Annotated in this window: 11 protein-coding genes and 1 tRNA gene; 10 read left to right on the forward strand and 2 right to left on the reverse strand. The window is 74.2% G+C overall.

Features of this window, described 5'->3' with window-relative positions; all coding sequences use genetic code 11:
- Positions 1-4: 4 nt before the first annotated feature.
- The 10 genes from ACIP4Z_RS03835 to ACIP4Z_RS03880 all read left to right on the forward strand — a co-directional run bounded on the left by ACIP4Z_RS03835 (position 5) and on the right by ACIP4Z_RS03880 (position 13,402).
- On the forward strand, positions 5-1,207 hold the full coding sequence (locus tag ACIP4Z_RS03835; RefSeq protein WP_401304852.1) for a hypothetical protein: 1,203 nt from the start codon (positions 5-7) through the stop codon (positions 1,205-1,207).
- Positions 1,198-2,856 carry a hypothetical protein gene (locus ACIP4Z_RS03840; RefSeq protein WP_401304854.1) on the forward strand — a complete coding sequence of 553 codons (1,659 nt, stop codon included), beginning with the start codon at positions 1,198-1,200 and terminating at the stop codon, positions 2,854-2,856. Before ACIP4Z_RS03835 ends, ACIP4Z_RS03840 begins: the two co-directional genes overlap by 10 nt.
- A gap of 110 nt (positions 2,857-2,966) precedes the next feature.
- Positions 2,967-4,247, forward strand: a complete 1,281-nt coding sequence (locus tag ACIP4Z_RS03845; protein ID WP_355343301.1) for an AAA domain-containing protein — start codon at positions 2,967-2,969, stop codon at positions 4,245-4,247.
- Between the two features lie 81 nt (positions 4,248-4,328).
- A complete protein-coding gene (locus ACIP4Z_RS03850) occupies positions 4,329-4,706 on the forward strand; it encodes a hypothetical protein (RefSeq protein ID WP_355343241.1) in 378 nt (125 codons plus the stop codon).
- A 246-nt stretch (positions 4,707-4,952) separates the two neighbouring features.
- A complete protein-coding gene (locus tag ACIP4Z_RS03855) occupies positions 4,953-5,561 on the forward strand; it encodes a bifunctional DNA primase/polymerase (RefSeq protein ID WP_391047021.1) in 609 nt (202 codons plus the stop codon).
- 55 nt (positions 5,562-5,616) lie between these two features.
- A tRNA-Lys gene (locus ACIP4Z_RS03860) sits at positions 5,617-5,690 on the forward strand.
- A 44-nt stretch (positions 5,691-5,734) separates the two neighbouring features.
- A complete protein-coding gene (locus tag ACIP4Z_RS03865; RefSeq protein ID WP_401304856.1) occupies positions 5,735-8,347 on the forward strand; it encodes a phosphatidylglycerol lysyltransferase domain-containing protein in 2,613 nt (870 codons plus the stop codon).
- An 86-nt stretch (positions 8,348-8,433) separates the two neighbouring features.
- Positions 8,434-11,721 (forward strand): bifunctional lysylphosphatidylglycerol synthetase/lysine--tRNA ligase LysX, encoded by a 3,288-nt coding sequence (gene lysX, locus ACIP4Z_RS03870; protein ID WP_401304858.1) that lies wholly within the window; start codon positions 8,434-8,436, stop codon positions 11,719-11,721.
- A gap of 129 nt (positions 11,722-11,850) precedes the next feature.
- Positions 11,851-12,903, forward strand: coding sequence for a polysaccharide deacetylase family protein (locus ACIP4Z_RS03875; RefSeq protein WP_401304860.1), 1,053 nt, complete (start codon positions 11,851-11,853; stop codon positions 12,901-12,903).
- 70 nt (positions 12,904-12,973) lie between these two features.
- Positions 12,974-13,402 (forward strand): OsmC family protein, encoded by a 429-nt coding sequence (locus ACIP4Z_RS03880; RefSeq protein ID WP_355343227.1) that lies wholly within the window; start codon positions 12,974-12,976, stop codon positions 13,400-13,402.
- Between the two features lie 20 nt (positions 13,403-13,422).
- On the opposite strand, the gene ACIP4Z_RS03885 is transcribed toward ACIP4Z_RS03880, so the two are convergent.
- Together ACIP4Z_RS03885 and ACIP4Z_RS03890 are read right to left on the reverse strand one after the other, a co-directional pair.
- Positions 13,423-14,721 carry a M6 family metalloprotease domain-containing protein gene (locus tag ACIP4Z_RS03885; protein ID WP_401304863.1) on the reverse strand — a complete coding sequence of 433 codons (1,299 nt, stop codon included), beginning with the start codon at positions 14,719-14,721 and terminating at the stop codon, positions 13,423-13,425.
- A gap of 4 nt (positions 14,722-14,725) precedes the next feature.
- Positions 14,726-16,069 (reverse strand): M6 family metalloprotease domain-containing protein, encoded by a 1,344-nt coding sequence (locus ACIP4Z_RS03890; RefSeq protein ID WP_401304864.1) that lies wholly within the window; start codon positions 16,067-16,069, stop codon positions 14,726-14,728.
- Positions 16,070-16,272: the final 203 nt, after the last annotated feature.

Raw genomic sequence — 16,272 nt, forward strand, 5'->3', positions numbered from 1 at the left:
GCGGGTGAGCACTACGCACCACCACCACTCGCTGCGGGAACGGCTGGCCGCGCTGCGCGGCCCCGACACCGCGCCACGGCCGCTCGACGCACGGGCGCTGGCCGCGCTGGCCGCCAACCCCGGCTGCCGCCGCCGCGCGCTGCTGGACGCCGCCGGGGTCGACAAGGGCGCGGTCGCCGAAGTGCTGGGCGCGCCCGCCCGGTTCGGCCAGTCCCGCTTCGCCTTCTCGCGCGGCCACGCCTTCGAGGCCCGCGTCAAACGGGACGGCTGCGCCGAGTTGCTGCGGCTGCTGGGCGCGGCGGAGACGGCGGCGGGGATTCCGGAGTCCGCCGAGGTCCCCGATCTGTCGGCGGCGGGGCCCGAGGGCCGGGCGGCCCGTACGCGGCTGGCGCTCGCCGAGGCACCGGCCGGTTCCTGGACGCTGCTCGACCATCCGCTGCTGGCCCTCGAGGTCGCGGGGTCGCTGGCGTATCTGGAGCCGGACGCGGTGGCGGTGCGGCCCGACGGGTCCTGGACGGTGGTGGAGATCAAGTCCTTCCCGATCCTGGACGGCGGCGCGGACGCGCTGAAGGTCGGCGCGGCGGCCCGGCAGTCCGCGGTGTACGTGCTCGCGCTCGACGAGGTGGCGGCCGGCCGGACCCGGCCCGACGTCCTGCTGGTCTGCCCGAAGGACTTCTCGAATCTGCCGACCGCCGAGTGGGTCGACGTCCGCAAGCAGCTCTCGGTCACCCGGCGGCAGTTGGCCCGGCTGACCCGGATCGAGGAGATCGCGGCGGCCCTCCCCGAGGGCACCACCTTCGACCTGCGGTACGGCGCGGACGGCAGTACGCCGACCCGCCCGCGGATCGACCTGACCGCCGCCGTGGACGCGGTGCCCGCCGCGTACGCGCCCGAGTGCCTGTCGACCTGCGAGCTGGCGTACCACTGCCGTGACCGGTCGCGGGCGGACGGCTGCGTGGAGTCGCTCGGCCGCAGTCTGCGCGGCGAGCTGGGCACCCTGACGACGGTGGAGGCGGTGCTGTCGGCCGCGCACGGTGAGGCCGGTGACCCGGCCGACCCGGCGGTGGCGGCGCTGCGCAGGGCGGCGGCCCTGCGGGCCGAGGCGCTGTCCGCCCGGGAAGAGGCACCCGCGCTGCCCGCCCAGGCGGCCGTACGGGACCAGGCACCGGACGACGCCGCCGTACGGGACGGTGCCGCATGTCGTTGATGAACACGCTCGCGCGGGCCGAGGCCGTCGCGACGGGCCGGGCCGTGCCCGCGGCGACCGTACGCCACCGGCACCTGGCCGAACGGCCGCTGGTGCTGGTGCCGTTGACGACGGCCGGTGAGGCGGGCGCGCCGCTGGGCGCGATGGTGGGCACGGACCGGGCGGCGCCCGAGCTGCTGGTGGTGCCGCAGCCGCTGGACCGGGAGCTGCGCTTCGGCTTCTTCGCCGGACTCGCGGGCGCCGTACTGCCGTTGATGGACGCGTACGCGGACGACGTCGAGGTGGAGCCCGCGACCCGCAACCGCGTGGGGGCACCTCCCAGCCGCCGGGCTGGGGGAGAGTCGGAGGTCTGCGCGGACGCGCCGCAGATCGTGGTGCCGAACAGCGCGGCGCTGGAGTACGTCCGCCTGCTCGGCCGGTCCACGCGCTTCCTGCGGACGGCCGAGGACCCGGACGCGCCGCACCCCGTCCCGGTGCCGGTGCCGCTGCTCGGCCGCTGGCTGACGCATTACGGGGAGCGGGCGCGTACGCCGGGCAGCGCGCTGCTGGTGGCCATGACGGAGCTGCTGACCCGGCACTGGGCGACCGGGCAGAGCTCGATGGAGGACCAGCACCTGGGCGGCCTGCTCGGCTGGATCGACCCGCCGGACGGGCTTGACGGGGCGGTCGCCGCCGAGCGCGCGCAGACCGACCGCGCCGCCGACGGGCTGCTGCTGAGCCCGCCCGCGGGTCCCGCGACCGACCCGGTCTTCGACAACCGTGTGCTGGCCCCCGCGATGGCCCGCTACGACGCGGCGCGTACGGCGGCGGAGGCGGACCCTGCCGGGGCCGCCGCTGAGCTGGCCGCGGCCGAGGCGGAGGTACGGCGGCTGGTCGGCTCCCAGCTCCGGCCGACCTGGGACGACGTGTGGCGCGGCCTCGACCTGCTGCGGGCGCTGCCCGAGGGCGCGCATGTGGCCGACCGGTGGAAGCGCGACCGCTGGTCGTTCACCGGGCACCGCGACCGGCTGCGCGCGGGTGAGCCGCCGCAGCCCAAGCGGGACGGCGCCATCGCCGCCGCGCAGAAGCTCGCGGGCCGCGAGACGGCCCAGGCGCGGGTCTCCGCGCAGGAGGCGCTGGACGACCCCCTGACGATGGCGGCCAGGCGGCTGGCGGGCGAGGCGTTCGCGGGCGAGGTCATCGGCGTCGAGATGACGTACTCCGAGGGCAAGCGGCCCATGCCCCGCCCCCTCCTGACCATCCGCACCCACGACCTCCCCCAGGCCGAGCCCGGCACCAAGGCGTACCGCTCCGTGCCGGGCGCCAAGTCCGCGCAGAGCGCCGAAGTGGTCTCGGTGGCCCCGGACGGCAGCGGCGCCACCGCGCCGGACGGCGGTCCTGTGGCCGGGCCGGAAGGCCGGTTCGTGGTGGTGGTGCGGCTCACCGGGGGGATGGGGAGCGGGCGGACGCCGAAGGAGGGGTCGGTGCCGGGGGCCGGTGACCGGGTGGACTTCACCTTCTTCGAGCACGATCCGCGCGGCGGCCCCGGGCTGCCGGAGCCGGAGCAGACACCGTGGACGCACGGCGGCCCGCCCGACGCCGGGACGCCGCCCGGCACACCGCCGACCGCTGACCCGCCCGACCCCGTGACCGCGGAGGACTACCTGTGACGCAGCCCGTGCGAGCCGACGGCCCGGACACGGACGGACACGTACCGGAAAGGTGGGACAGAAAGGACGGGTTCGACGCGGGCAGGGCCGCCGCCGAGGCGACGGCCGCGATCCTGGAGAGCACGCTGCACGGCACCGCCCGCGGGGTCGTGGTCGACTCGCCGCCCGGCGCGGGCAAGTCGACGCTCGTGGTGCGCGCGGCACGCGAACTGGCGGCGGCGGGCGAGTCGTTGATGATCGTCGCGCAGACCAACGCGCAGGTCGACGACCTCGCGGACCGGCTCGCCACCGCCGAGCCCGACCTGCCGGTGGGCCGGTTGCACGGCGCCGAGTCGCCGCCCGACAAGGCGCTCGACCGGCACCCGGCGCTGATGAAGTCCAGTTCGGTGGCGGATCTGCGGGCCTGCGAGGTGGTGATCGCGACCGCGGCGAAGTGGGCGTACGTGAAGGACACCGAGCCGTGGCGGCACGCCATCGTGGACGAGGCGTACCAGATGCGGTCGGACGCGCTGCTGCAAGTGGCGGGGCTCTTCGAGCGGGCGCTGTTCGTGGGCGACCCCGGGCAGTTGGACCCGTTCAGCGTGGTCGGCGCGGAGCAGTGGGCGGGGCTGAGCTACGACCCGTCGGCGAGCGCGGTGGTGACGCTGCTCGCGCACAATCCGGGGCTGCCGCAGCACCGGCTGCCGGTGTCCTGGCGGCTGCCCGCGTCGGCGGCGCCCCTGGTGTCGCGCGCCTTCTACCCGTACACCCCGTTCAGGAGCGGTACGGACCACGGCGACCGGCGGCTGGTGTTCGGGGTGCCGGGCGACGGCGGCGGGCCCGACCGCGTCCTGGACGAGGCGGCGGCCAGCGGCTGGGGGCTGCTGGAGCTGCCCGCCCGGCACACCCCGCGCACCGACCCTGAGGCGGTACGCGCGGTGGCCGCGGTGGTGCGGCGGCTGCTGGACCGCGGGGGTCTGACGTACTCCGCGCCCGATCCCGGCCCGGCGGCGCTGACCGCGGACCGGATCGCGGTCGGCACCGCGCACCGGGACCAGGCGGCGGCGGTGCGCGCCGCCCTGGCCGACGTCGGCGTCGCCGGGGTCACGGTGGACACCGCGAACCGTCTCCAGGGCCGCGAGTTCGACGTGACCGTGGTGCTGCACCCGCTGTCCGGCCGCCCCGACGCCACGGCGTTCCACCTGGAGACCGGGCGGCTGTGCGTGCTGGCCTCCCGGCACCGGCACGCGTGCATCGTGGTGTGCCGCGCGGGCGTGGCCGAACTCCTCGACGAGCACCCGTCCTCCGAGCCGGTCCAGCTCGGTGTCACGGTCAAGTTCCCCGACGGCTGGGAGGCCAACCACGCGGTCCTGGCGCACCTCGCGGAACACCGGGTGAGCTGGCGGCCGTGAGCGCGGTCGCTCACCCGATTGGAGGGGGTCTTGCGTGGGCGCGGGACAATGGTGTGCGTGATCGATTCCGGAGGTAGCCGTATGTCAGAGCCGCAGTCGGCTCAGAACGCGCAGGGCGGTGGGTCGCGGGAGGCGGCGCCGCGGCCCAGGCGGCCCGCGTCGCTGAGCTTCGAGCCTGCCGCGACGGTGGAGGATCCGGAGCACTTCTTCGACCTGGAGTCGATGGACGATCCGGGGCGGATGCTGGCGCGGGCGACGGAGCTGGCGACGGCTTTCCGTACGGCCGCCGACCGGGCCACGGACTTCCAGGCGATAGCCGCCGCGCAGCTCACCGATCCGCGCCGCTTCGACCGGCTGACGTACGCGGGCCTGGCCGAGCGCGCGGGGTGGACCGAGGACTACGCGAAGCGGATGGTCGAGTACGGCGAGGGCCTGATCGCGGGCGGCGGCGCCCCCTAGGGCCTGATCGCGGGCGGCGGCGCCCCCTAGGGCGGGTCCGCGGGCGCTTCAGGCTCCCCTGGCGGCTGCCGTGACCGTCACGCCGCCGGGGGCCGCCGCAACCGTGCCCCGCATATGCGTCGCGGCAAGGTACCCCCTCTCCCACCCTCCTGTCCCGAATTCGTCCGATTGCGCCGACCGCGCCGGAAGCGGCCGGTACCTGTAGATGCCATGGACGAATGGCAAGGGACCGGAAGCATCGCGGCCGTGACGCATGCCGTCACCGAGGTCGTCACCGAAGCCCAGCGGCGTCGGCACACGTCGTACGTCACCCCGGAGGGCGCCGAGTGGCTGGCCTCGGCCAGCGCCTTCCCGCGCAGCGTGCGGGCGCTGTGGTCGGCCCGTCCGACGGCGCCGAGCGTGCTGCCGTGCGGTACGGCGTTCGACGTGGTGAACCTGTCGGCGCTGTTCGGCCGCAGACTCCTGGAGCAGTTATGGGCGTCGGGCCCCGGCAGCGGCCCGGTGGCCGTGCACCGCGGGCGGCTGCTGCTGCTCGTCGCGCCCGGTACGGCGCAGCGGCTGCCGTACCTGCTGGACTGGGAGGAGTGGGGCCAGGCGGTGCCGCCGATGCTCTGTCACGGCAGCGGCGACGCGGTGACCGTACCGCCGCTGTACGCGCCGCAGGACGGCGCCGAGGCCGGCCAGGACTCCGGTTGCGATCCGGGGGCAGGGCTGTCCCGCTGGCTGGTGGCGCCCGATACCCGGCACCCCTGGCTGCCGGGCGCGGACGTGGTCCTCTGGGCGTGTGTGCGGGCGGCCAGGTCGGCGCCCGCGAAGACCGTTCCCGCCCTGGTCAGCACCCCTGGAACGGCCTGAGTCATATCGATTTCCGCTCCCCGTGGCCGGATGCTAAGGTCTACGACGTCAGCAGGCGCCGCTAGCTCAGTTGGTTAGAGCAGCTGACTCTTAATCAGCGGGTCCGGGGTTCGAGTCCCTGGCGGCGCACAGACGGTCGAAGGCCCCTCGCGGAAGCGGGGGGCCTTCTTCGTATGAACGTCCAGGCATGCGGACGCGCCGTCCGGGTGGCCGACGGCCCGCACCACGACGACCCTGGAGCCATGGTGGACTGGCTGGCCGACGCGTACCGGACGCGGATCGCGGACACCGGCCGTGAGCCGCTCTTCCTGCTGCTGGTCGGACTGATCGGCTCCTTCCTGTTCATCCGGTTCAGCGTGCGGATGATCCGGCGCGGGGTGAAGTGGTGGCCGGGCAATGTGCAGCCCGGCGGCCTGCACATCCACCATGTGGTGTTCGGCCAGGCGATGATGCTGATCGGCGGCATCGGGTCGTTCGCCGTACGCGGCGGCCCGGCGGTGCACGACGTGCTCGCGCTGGTCTTCGGGATCGGCTGCGGCCTGGTGCTGGACGAGTTCGCGCTGGTGCTGCACCTGAAGGACGTCTACTGGAGCGAGCAGGGCCGCCAGTCGGTCGACGCGGTGATCCTCGCGGTGTCGGTGATCGGGCTGCTGCTGATCGGCCAGGCCCCGCTGGGCGGATTCGCCGTCGGGGAGTCGTACCAGCAGTATCTGAGCGCCGGGGTGCTGATCGGCTTCGTGGTGGTGTGCCTGTCCAAGGGCAAGGTCTGGACGGGGCTGCTCGGGGTGATGGTGCCGGTGCTGGCGATCGTCGGCGCGCTGCGGCTGGCCCGCCCGGCCAGTCCGTGGGCGCGCTGGCGGTACACCTCCCGGCCGCGCCGGATGGCCAGGGCCGAGCGGCGCGAGGACCGGATCCACCGGCGGATGGTCGCGATGAAGACGGCCATGATGGACGCGGTGGCGGGCGCGCCGCTGCCGTCGTCGACGCCCGCGCGCAAGCCCGCGCGGCGGCCGACGATCGTGGAGCTGCCGCCGTCCAGGATCGAGACGCTGCTGGCCCGCGTGCTGCGGCCGTTGCGGCAGCCGGGTGCGGCCTTCACCGTCTGGTACCTGCGGGTGGTGTGCGCGGTCAACGCGGTGACCGGGGTGATCGCGCCGTTCCGCGACCGGGTGCGGGCCGCCTCGAACGGCGAGTTCTTCACCGCCTTCCTGGTCAGCCCCGGTTTCACCGGCGCGGTGCTCGCGCTGGTCCTGTCGGTGAGCCTGCGCCGCCGCAAGCGGGCCGCCTGGATCGTCACGACCGTGCTGACCGGCGGATACACGCTGCTGTGCCTGGCGGGTGTGGCGGCGCTGCCGGTGACGCGCGGGCATCCGTTCAACTGGGTGTCGCTGGGGGTGACCGGGCTGGTGCTGTTCGCGCTGCTGGTGTCCAGGACGGTGTTCAACGTGCGCGGCGAGCGGGGCAATGTGGCGCTGGGGCTGACGACCTTCGTCGTCGGCGGCGCGGTGGCGATCGGCCTCGGCACGCTGCTGGTGCACGCGACGGACGAGCTGCCGCCGCGCCAGTGGGGGGCCAGTACGCGGTACACGCTGGTGCGGGTGCTGACGGTGTCCGGTCTCTTCGACCTGCCCGAGATCCGGGTGCCCGGCTGGACGGACCTGGCGATCAACGTCCTGAGCGTCGCTCTGATGCTGCTCATCCTGCTCGCCTTCTTCCGCTCGCCGCGCGGCCGGGACCGGCTGCTGCCCGCGGACGAGCGGCGGCTGCGGGCGCTGCTGCGGGTGTACGGGCGGCGCGACTCGCTCGGCTACTTCGCGCTGCGCCGCGACAAGGCGGTGTCCTGGACCCCGGAGCGGGACGCGGCCGTCCTCTACCGCGTGGTGAACGGGGTCGCGCTCGCCTCCGGTGACCTCGTCGGCGACCGGGCGGCCTGGCCGCGGGCCGTCGACCACTGGCTGGACACGGCGCGGCGGCACGCCTGGGTCCCGGCCGTCACCAGCGCGGGGCCCGCGGCGGCCGTGGTGTACGAGGCGGCCGGTTTCCGCGCGCTGCCGTCCGGTGACGAGGCGGTGGTGGAGGCGGCCTCCTTCGCCGCCGTCTTCGCCGATACGGGCTCCGCCGAGCTGAGCGCGCTGCGGCAGGCGCACGGGGTGCTCGGCGGCGCGGGCTACTCGGTGGTGCTGCGCAGGCACCGGGAGATCGCCCCGGACGAACTGCGGCGGCTGGCGCATCTGGCCGACAGGTGGCGGCGGCACCCCGCCGAGCGCGGCTTCTCCGTGGCGCTCGGGCGGCTCGGTGACGCGGCCGACGGGGACTGTCTCCTGGCGGAGTGCCTCGATCCGCACGGGCGGACCTGCGCGATGGTCACGTTCGTGCCCTGGGGGCCCGACGGGCTCACCCTCGACCTCATCCGGCGCGACCGGGAGTCCGGGCGGGCCCCGGTGGATTTCCTCCTCACCGAGGTGCTGCTGCGCGCCGCAGCCGGTAGGGCTCCGCTGGGCGCGGTCACCCGCGTGTCCCTCAACTTCACCGCCTTCCGCGGCGCCCTGTCCTCGCGGCTGCGCCGCGCCCCGCTGCGGCTTCTCGCCCGCCTCGGGCAGGTCGCCGCCCGCGAGCGGGGCTACGCGGCGTTCGCGCCGCGCTGGCAGGCCCGCTATGTGCTCTTCGAGCGGAGAGCCGACCTTCCGCGGGTGGCTGCCGCCAATGCCATCGCCGAGGGGTTCCTCACCGGACCGCGTCTCCGCCACCGCGGCACCCTCCTCACCCCTGAGGACGGTGCTCCCTAGCCCGGAGCCGTACGCCTGGAGAGGCGCGTCCCGCCGGGTTGGGGAAAGCTGAAGGCGCCAGGTGCGTGGGAGGAGAGGCGGAGCCGATGCCCGGGAAGGTGGCGTGGGGGCGGGTGGCGCCCAGGATTCCGGGCTGGTTCGGAGAATTCTTCGGGATTCTGGCCCTGTTCTGCGCCACCCTGGCCGTCGTCTCCCCGTTGCGGCCCCTGCTGGACCCGGTGCGCCGGTGGGTGGAGATCCTGACGGTGCCGGCGTCGCCGAATCTGGCGTACGCGGCGTTCCTGGTGCTGCTGGGCGGCGCGATGGCGGCCCGCAAACGGGTGGCGTACTGGATCGTGGCGGTCTTCCTCGGTCTGACCGTGGTGGCGAATCTGGTGCTGATCGCGGTGCGCGACTGGAGCGCGATCCCGGCGCTGCTGATCACGGGCACGGTGCTGGGCGCGGTGATCGCCGCGCGGGGCGAGTTCTCGGCGCGGGTGCGCAAGGGGGCGTTCTGGCGGGCGCTGCTGGTGCTGGTGTGCGGGCTGGCGATCGGGGTGCTGCTGGGGTGGGGGCTGCTGACGCTGTTCCCGGGGACGCTGGAGGGCGGGAACCGGCTGCGGTGGGCGGTCAACAAGGTGGTCGGCGGGGTGAACGACCTGCCGGACATCGGCAGGCCGCCGTACTGGACGAATTTCTGGCTCGGCCTGTTCGGCGCGGCGGCCCTGCTGTGCGCGGCGGCGGCGCTGTTCAGGTCGCAGCGGATGGAGGCGGCGCTGCGGGGGGACGACGAGGACCGTATCCGGGCGCTGCTGGCGCGGTACGGGGACAAGGACTCGTTGGGCTACTTCGCGACGCGGCGCGACAAGTCGGTGGTGTTCTCGCCGAGCGGCAAGTCCGCGGTGACGTTCCGGGTGGAGGTGGGGGTCTGTCTGGCCAGCGGTGATCCGCTGGGCGACCCGGAGGCGTGGGGTCCGGCGATCGACGCGTGGCTGGCGCACGCGGGGGCGTACGGCTGGGTGCCGGCGGTGATGGGCGCGGGCGAGGAGGGCGCGAAGGCGTACGCGCGGGCGGGGCTCGGCGCGCTGGAGCTGGGCGACGAGGCGATTCTCGACGTGACGGACTTCGACCTGGCGGGCCGCGAGATGCGCGGTATCCGGCAGGCGGTGCACCGGGTGCGGCGGACCGGGGCGACCACCCGCATCCGGCGGCACCACGACCTGTCGCCCGAGGAGCTGCGGGAGGTCGAACGGTTGGCGGACGCCTGGCGGGACACCGACACCGAGCGCGGCTTCTCGATGGCGCTGGGGCGGCTCGGCGACCCGGCGGACGGCGAGTGCCTGCTGGTGGAGGCGCTGGACGACAAGGGGCGGGTGACCGCGCTGCTGTCGTTCGTGCCGTGGGGGCACGACGGGGTGTCGCTCGACGTGATGCGGCGGGACCGTACGGCGCCCAACGGGATCATGGAGTTCATGGTCACCGAGCTGGCCGCGGGCGCGGGCGCGCTGGGTGTCCGGCGGGTCTCGCTGAACTTCGCGGTGTTCAGGTCCGCTTTCGAGGAGGGCGCCCGGATCGGCGCGGGGCCCGTCCTGCGGATGTGGCGGCGGCTGTTGCTGTTCTTCTCCCGCTGGTGGCAGCTGGAGGCGATGTACCGCTCGAACGTGAAGTACCAGCCGCACTGGTACCCGCGGTACCTGTGTTACGCCGACGGCAAGGACATGGCCAGGATCGGCCTGGCCTCGGGCATCGCCGAGGGTTTCGTGGAACTCCCGAGCCTGCGCTTCCGGCGCCGCCGCCGGTCCGCGGCGGGCGGTACGGGAGCGGTGGGTGGTACGGCGGTGGCCGGTGCGACGGCGGGCGTGGTGGGCGGTACGGCGGCGGGGATGACGACGGCGAGCGTGACGGCCGCCGCGGCCGAGCGCGGCCGTCACGCCCCCGCGGACCCGCACGGCCCCGCCGAGCAGGTCCGTGTGCGCCTGGCCAAGGTCGAGGGGATGCGGCGCGACGGCGTCGACCCGTATCCGGTGAGCGCGGGGCCGACGCACACGCTGGCGGTGGCGCGTACGGCGGGGGCGGGCAGCGCGGTGGCGGTCGCGGGCCGGGTGCTGCGGGTGCGCGACCACGGCGGGGTCGTCTTCGTGACGCTGCGGGACTGGTCGGGCGACCTCCAGATCATGCTGACCAGGGATCGTCTCGGACGGGACGGTCTGCGGGAGTTCGAGTCGGGCGTGGACCTCGGCGACCTGCTCCGGGTCGAGGGGGCGATGACGGTCAGCCGCGGCGGTGAGCCGACCGCGGAGGCGCACTCCTGGACGCTGACCGGCAAGTGCCTGCACCCGCTGCCGGACAAGCGCCGCGGCCTGACCGACCCGGAGGCGCGGGTGCGGCAGCGCTATCTGGCGCTGGTGGTCTCCCCCGAGGCGCGGTCCCTGCTCACCGCCCGCAGCGCGGCCGTCGGCGCGGTCCGTACGACGCTGGCCGACCGCGGCTTCCTGGAGGTCGAGACGCCGATGCTCCAGCCGGTGCACGGCGGCGCGAACGCCCGCCCGTTCACCACGCACATCAACGCCTACGACCTCGACCTGTATCTGCGGATCGCGCCCGAGCTGTATCTGAAGCGGCTGTGCGTCGGCGGGGTGGAGCGGGTCTTCGAGCTGGGCAGGACCTTCCGCAACGAGGGTGTGTCGTACAAGCACAACCCCGAGTTCACGATGCTGGAGGCGTATCAGGCGTTCGCGGACTACGACGTGATGCTCGATCTGGCGCGGGAGCTGATCCAGGCGGCGGCCGTCGCGGCGAACGGCGGGCAGACCGCCCGGCGGCCGGACGGCGCGGAGGTCGACCTGTCGGGGCGGTGGCCGGTGCGGACGGTGTTCGGGGCGATCTCGCTGGCGCTGGGCGAGGAGGTCGACGCGGGGACGCCGCTGGCGCGGCTGCGCGCGCTGTGCGACCGGGCGGGGGTGCCGTACGGCCCGGAGGACGGGCCGGCCGACGTGGCGCTGGAGATGTACGAGCGGCTGGTGGAGGAGCGCACCACCACGCCGTGCTTCTACAAGGACTTCCCGGCCGAGGTCTCGCCGCTGACCAGGCAGCACCGCACCGATCCGCGGCTGGCCGAGCGCTGGGACCTGGTGGCGTACGGCACGGAGCTGGGCACGGCGTACACCGAGCTGACCGATCCGGTGGAGCAGCGGGCCCGGCTGACCCGGCAGTCGCTGCTGGCGGCGGGCGGCGACCCGGAGGCGATGGAGCTGGACGAGGACTTCCTGACGGCGCTGGAGTACGCGATGCCGCCGACCGGCGGGCTGGGGATCGGGGTGGACCGGCTGGTGATGTTCCTCACGGGGCGGACGATCCGTGAGACGCTGCCTTTCCCGTTGGTACGTCGCCGCTGACCGTGCCGCGCGGCGGGTCGCGGGGGGTGCGCGGCCGGATTCGCGGGGGCGCGGGGCGGGTTCCCCGGGGCCGGGCGCGGGGCGGGGGGCCTTGCATCACCCGTTCGGAGCATGTTTACGGTGGTCCGCATGACGTACAAAACCGGACGATCTGGGATGTTGAGCCGCACGGCCGTACGGCGGACCGCCGCCGCGGTGGCCACCGCGGCGCTCGCCGGGACCGCGCTCGCGGCGTGCGGCACACAGCACGGCGGGGCAGCGGCGAGCGGGGCGGACGACGCGCGGGCCTCGTCGCGCGCACCCTCCTCGGCCGCGTCGGGTGAGGCGTCCGGCCCGGCCGCGGGCATCCCGTCCCAGCGGACCTCTCCGCCGGGCGATCCGTCCGGCTCGCAGCCGTCCGGACCGGGTCCCGGTCAGAACGGTCCCGCACCGACCGGTCCGGCGCAGACGGGTCCCGTGCCCACCGATCCGTCCGGGACCGTCCCGTCGCAGACGGTCCCCGGGCAGCCGACCGGGCCCCTGGACCCCTCGGCCGGTCCCGCCGACCCCTCGGGGAGCCCCGCCACCGGCGCCCCGGCCGGCGAGTCGATCCAGCACTCCACCGAGGACGGCGGCAGGTCCGTCGCGCTGACCTTCGACGACGGCCCCGACCCGCGCTGGACCCCGCAGGTCCTGGCGCTGCTGGCCGCGCACCACGCGAAGGCGACCTTCTGCGAGATCGGCCCCAACGCCGCCGCCCACCCCGACCTGGTCCGGCAGATCACCACGGCGGGCCACCGGCTGTGCGACCACTCCGTGCACCACAACGAGCGGCAGAGCAGCAGGTCCGCGGCGTACAACACGCACGAGATAGTCGACGCGCAGCGCGAGATAACCAAGGCCGCGGGCGCCGGCGCGAAGCTCTGGTACTACCGGGCGCCCGGCGGCGACTTCACCCCGACGATCCGTCACATCGCCGCCGGCCACGGGCTGCGCCCGCTGGGCTGGACGGTGGACTCCCGCGACTGGGAGCGGCCCGGCACCGCCAAGGTGCTGGCGAACATCGACCGTCAACTGCGCCCCGGCTCCATCGTGCTGATGCACGACGGCGGCGGCGACCGCGCCCAGACGGTGCGGGCGCTGTCGCGGCTGCTGGACAGGCTCGACGCGCAGGGCTGGACATACAGCTTCCCCGCGCGCTGATCGGGGCGCGCGCGAGGTAGCGTTCAGGAGGCGTTCCCGCCATCCGTCGGTACCTCTTGGAGGCTTCACCATGGCAACCACCCGCACCGCGACGACCCAGTGGAAGGGCCCGCTGATGGGCGGCGCCGGGACCGTCTCGCTGGACACCTCGGGCGTCGGCTCGTACGACGTGACGTGGGCCTCCCGCGCGGAGGAGGCGAACGGCAAGACCAGCCCCGAGGAGCTGATCGCTGCGGCCCACTCCTCCTGCTTCTCGATGGCGCTCTCGCACGGTCTGGCGGGCGCGGGCACCCCGCCCGAGTCGGTGCAGACGCAGGCCGACGTGACCTTCCAGCCGGGTGAGGGCATCACCGGCATCGTCTTGACGGTGAAGGCGCGTGTCCCCGGCATCTCCGCCGGTGACTTCGAGGCGGCGGCGCAGGGCGCCAAGGAGAACTGCCCGGTCAGCAAGGCGCTCGCGGGCACGACGATCACGCTCAACGCCGAACTGCTGGACTGAGTACGGTCTCTGACGCCTGATCAGCGGCGGGTGACGTGGATCTTCCACGCGCCCGCCGCTGTCCTTCCCAGCACCTTGAAGGTCAGCCCGGACGCCTTGTCGGTGGAGCCCTCGCCGACGCTGAAGGGCGCGTCGTTCAGGGAGTTGAAGGCGCCGCTGCTGAAGTCGCAGGCGGAGGTGCGGGGATGGGCGTCCACGACGGTCACCGGGCCCTTGCCCGAGTCGACGTCGGTGCGGACCCTGTAGGCGAGCACGCCCGCGCGGCACGCGTCCTTGTCGTTGCCGAGCTGCTGTCTGGCCTCCAGGACGAAGACCCCGGTGCGGCTGTACGGGATCACGACGGCTTTGCGTCCGCCGGGGATCTCGACGGCGCCGAGTTCGTAGGTCGTGTCGGTGCGGCCGGTGACGCAGGCGATCTGGCTGTCGTCGAGCCAGCCGAGCTTCCACTTGTGCCAGGCGAACAGGTCGCCCTGCAGTCCCCAGTCGAGGGACATGCTGTCCCACTGCCCGGCGAGCGTGTCGGTGCGCGGGAAGTCGTCGGCGGCGTAGAGGTCGGGCAGGCCGAGCGCGTGGCCGTTCTCGTGGCTGAGGACGCGCGGGCCCGACTGGTCGTGGCCGTAGATGAGGGAGACCTTGTCGAGGTGGGCGCCGTCGTCGGTGGTCGCGGCGGACGCGCCGGTCCAGGTGACCGAGAGCACCGCCTCGTCGGCGGGCGGGCCCGCGTTGGGGGTGACGAGGATGTTGACCAGGTCGTAGCCGCGGAAGTCGATGGAGTGGTCGGCGACCTTGAGCAGGTCGCGCATCATCTCGGTGTGGGCGTCCCAGCCGTAGCCGCGGCCGATCCCGTACGCGCTGAAGGGCCGCGGCATCCGTATGTAGCGCAGCACCGGCGTGGACTCGTAGTCGAGGCGGCCGTACGAGCTGACGGCGTACCACTTCTTGACGGCGGGGAAGAACTCGCCGTAGCGGTCGGCGGCGCTGTACTGGGCGGGCGCGTCGGGGAAGTCGATCAGCAGGGTCAGGGCGTGCAGGGTGCCGGTGGAGGGGGCGAATTCGGCGTTGGGGCCGCGGCTGGAGCTGTCGGGGAAGCCCTCGGACATGGCGACGCCGGGGACGGCCCGCAGGGCGCAGGGCCGGGCGGCGGGCGGCGGCGAGGCGTTGAGCGCGGCGGTGCGCGGGCCCGCGGAGACGGTGCTGCCGACGGCGAGCAGCCCGAGCGCGAAGAGCGCGGTGCAGCGCAGTCCGGTCCGGGTCAGCCGGCGCGGCCCCGACCCCGTCGTGGCCGGGCGGCGCGGTCCAGACCCCTTGGTGGAGGCCATGGCGTTAGCTCCTGTGGCCGGTGTCGTCGCCGACGGGCGACCCCTCGACGATCTTGACCGTCCAGGTGCCGTCCGAATTGTGGGCGGAGACCGTCACGCGGGTGGAGCCGTCGGGTACGGCGTAGGACTCCCCCACGCCCAGCGGCGCGTCGGCCAGCGGCGGGTAGACGGAGGTGGCCCGGCACGCGGAGGTGTGCGGGTGGCCGTCGATCACCGTGATGGGTCCGTCGCCCGACTCGATGTCGGAGCGCACCTTGTAGAGCAGGACGCCCTGGCGGCAGGCGGCGTGGTCGTTGCCGGTGGCGGTGCGCGCCTCGATGGCGAGGGCGGTGTCGGGCCCGGTGCGTACGACGATCAGCTTGGTGCCGCCGGGGGTCTCGTCGGGGCTGAGGTCCTGGTAGGTGGTGCCCGCGCGGGTGACGCAGCCGACCTGGTCGGAGGTGATCCAGCCGAGCTTCCACTTGTGCCAGGCGAAGGGGTCGGGCGCGAGGCCGAACTGGCTGCCCATCAGGTCCCAGTCGCCGACGTGGGTGTCCCAGTCGGCGTTGCTGCCCGCGGGCGGCCGGTAGTACAGGTCGGGCAGGTCGAAGACGTGGCCGGTCTCGTGGGCGAGCACGTTGCGGTCCGGCGGGTGCCGTTCGAAGACGGTGACGAGCCGGCGCAGCGGGGTGCCGTCGACGGTGATCGGGGTGGAGAGGTTGACGACCTTGGTGGCGTCGGAGTCGACGCCGGGCGCGTCGGGGTCAGCGACGAGGTAGACGACGTCGTAGCCGTGGAAGTCGACCACCGGGTCGGCGGCGGCGATGGCGTCGCGCAGGTAGGCGGTGCGGTCGGCGGCGTTCCAGTCGCGGCTGATCGCGTAGTCGGTGGCCGGGCGCGGCATGCGCAGCCAGCGGGTGACGGGGTGGACGCCGAGGTCGAAGCGGCCGTACGAGGCGCGGTCGAAGAAGCGGGTGGTGGCCGGGAAGTGGTCGGCGGCGACCTGCTGGGTGGTGAGGTCGGGCGCGGTGCCGGGGAAGTCGAGGAAGACCATGAGGGCCTTCATGTGGCCGGTCGGCCGGGCGTAGCCGCTCTCCCAGGTGTCGACGCCCTCGGAGTGGTGGGCGCCGGTGCGCGGCAGGAGGCAGGCGCTGCCGACGGCGGCGGACGCGGCGGGGCCGGTCGTCAGCGTCCAGGCGACCACGGCGCTGAAGACGCTGAGCGCCGCCGCGGCGGAGCGCAGGACACGCCGCCGCGCGCGGGGCGGTACGCCTATCGAGACGCCTGAGGAGCCTGACGAGCTGGCTGACCGCCGCACATGGACCTCCGGGGAGGATTCGTGAACCCGTTCGGGACACCTCCCCCACATTGCTATGGAATGTGACGATATGTCCTGTCCGACTGCTCCAGCCGGGCGGTGTGCGGGAGGCGTACGGGCATCGCACAGCGGTCACTACGGTGCGTAATGTCCCCGGGGATGCGATCACATGAGCGATCCGTTCGGACACGTTCGGTCGATCCGTCAGCACACGTGCGGAGAATCACCACCAGGGCGCTGGAACACCAACTCCG

This window comes from Streptomyces sp. NPDC088910, assembly GCF_044749865.1.
GTDB lineage: Bacteria > Actinomycetota > Actinomycetes > Streptomycetales > Streptomycetaceae > Actinacidiphila.

Excerpts from the sequence above, each read along its gene's own strand:
- ACIP4Z_RS03885 (WP_401304863.1), bottom strand. The coding sequence starts at position 14,721 with ATGGCCTCCACCAAGGGGTCTGGACCGCGCCGCCCGGCCACGACGGGG.
- ACIP4Z_RS03865 (WP_401304856.1), top strand. The coding sequence starts at position 5,735 with ATGAACGTCCAGGCATGCGGACGCGCCGTCCGGGTGGCCGACGGCCCG.
- ACIP4Z_RS03880 (WP_355343227.1), top strand. The coding sequence starts at position 12,974 with ATGGCAACCACCCGCACCGCGACGACCCAGTGGAAGGGCCCGCTGATG.
- ACIP4Z_RS03890 (WP_401304864.1), bottom strand. The coding sequence starts at position 16,069 with ATGTGGGGGAGGTGTCCCGAACGGGTTCACGAATCCTCCCCGGAGGTC.
- lysX (WP_401304858.1), top strand. The coding sequence starts at position 8,434 with ATGCCCGGGAAGGTGGCGTGGGGGCGGGTGGCGCCCAGGATTCCGGGC.
- ACIP4Z_RS03840 (WP_401304854.1), top strand. The coding sequence starts at position 1,198 with ATGTCGTTGATGAACACGCTCGCGCGGGCCGAGGCCGTCGCGACGGGC.
- ACIP4Z_RS03850 (WP_355343241.1), top strand. The coding sequence starts at position 4,329 with ATGTCAGAGCCGCAGTCGGCTCAGAACGCGCAGGGCGGTGGGTCGCGG.
- ACIP4Z_RS03875 (WP_401304860.1), top strand. The coding sequence starts at position 11,851 with ATGACGTACAAAACCGGACGATCTGGGATGTTGAGCCGCACGGCCGTA.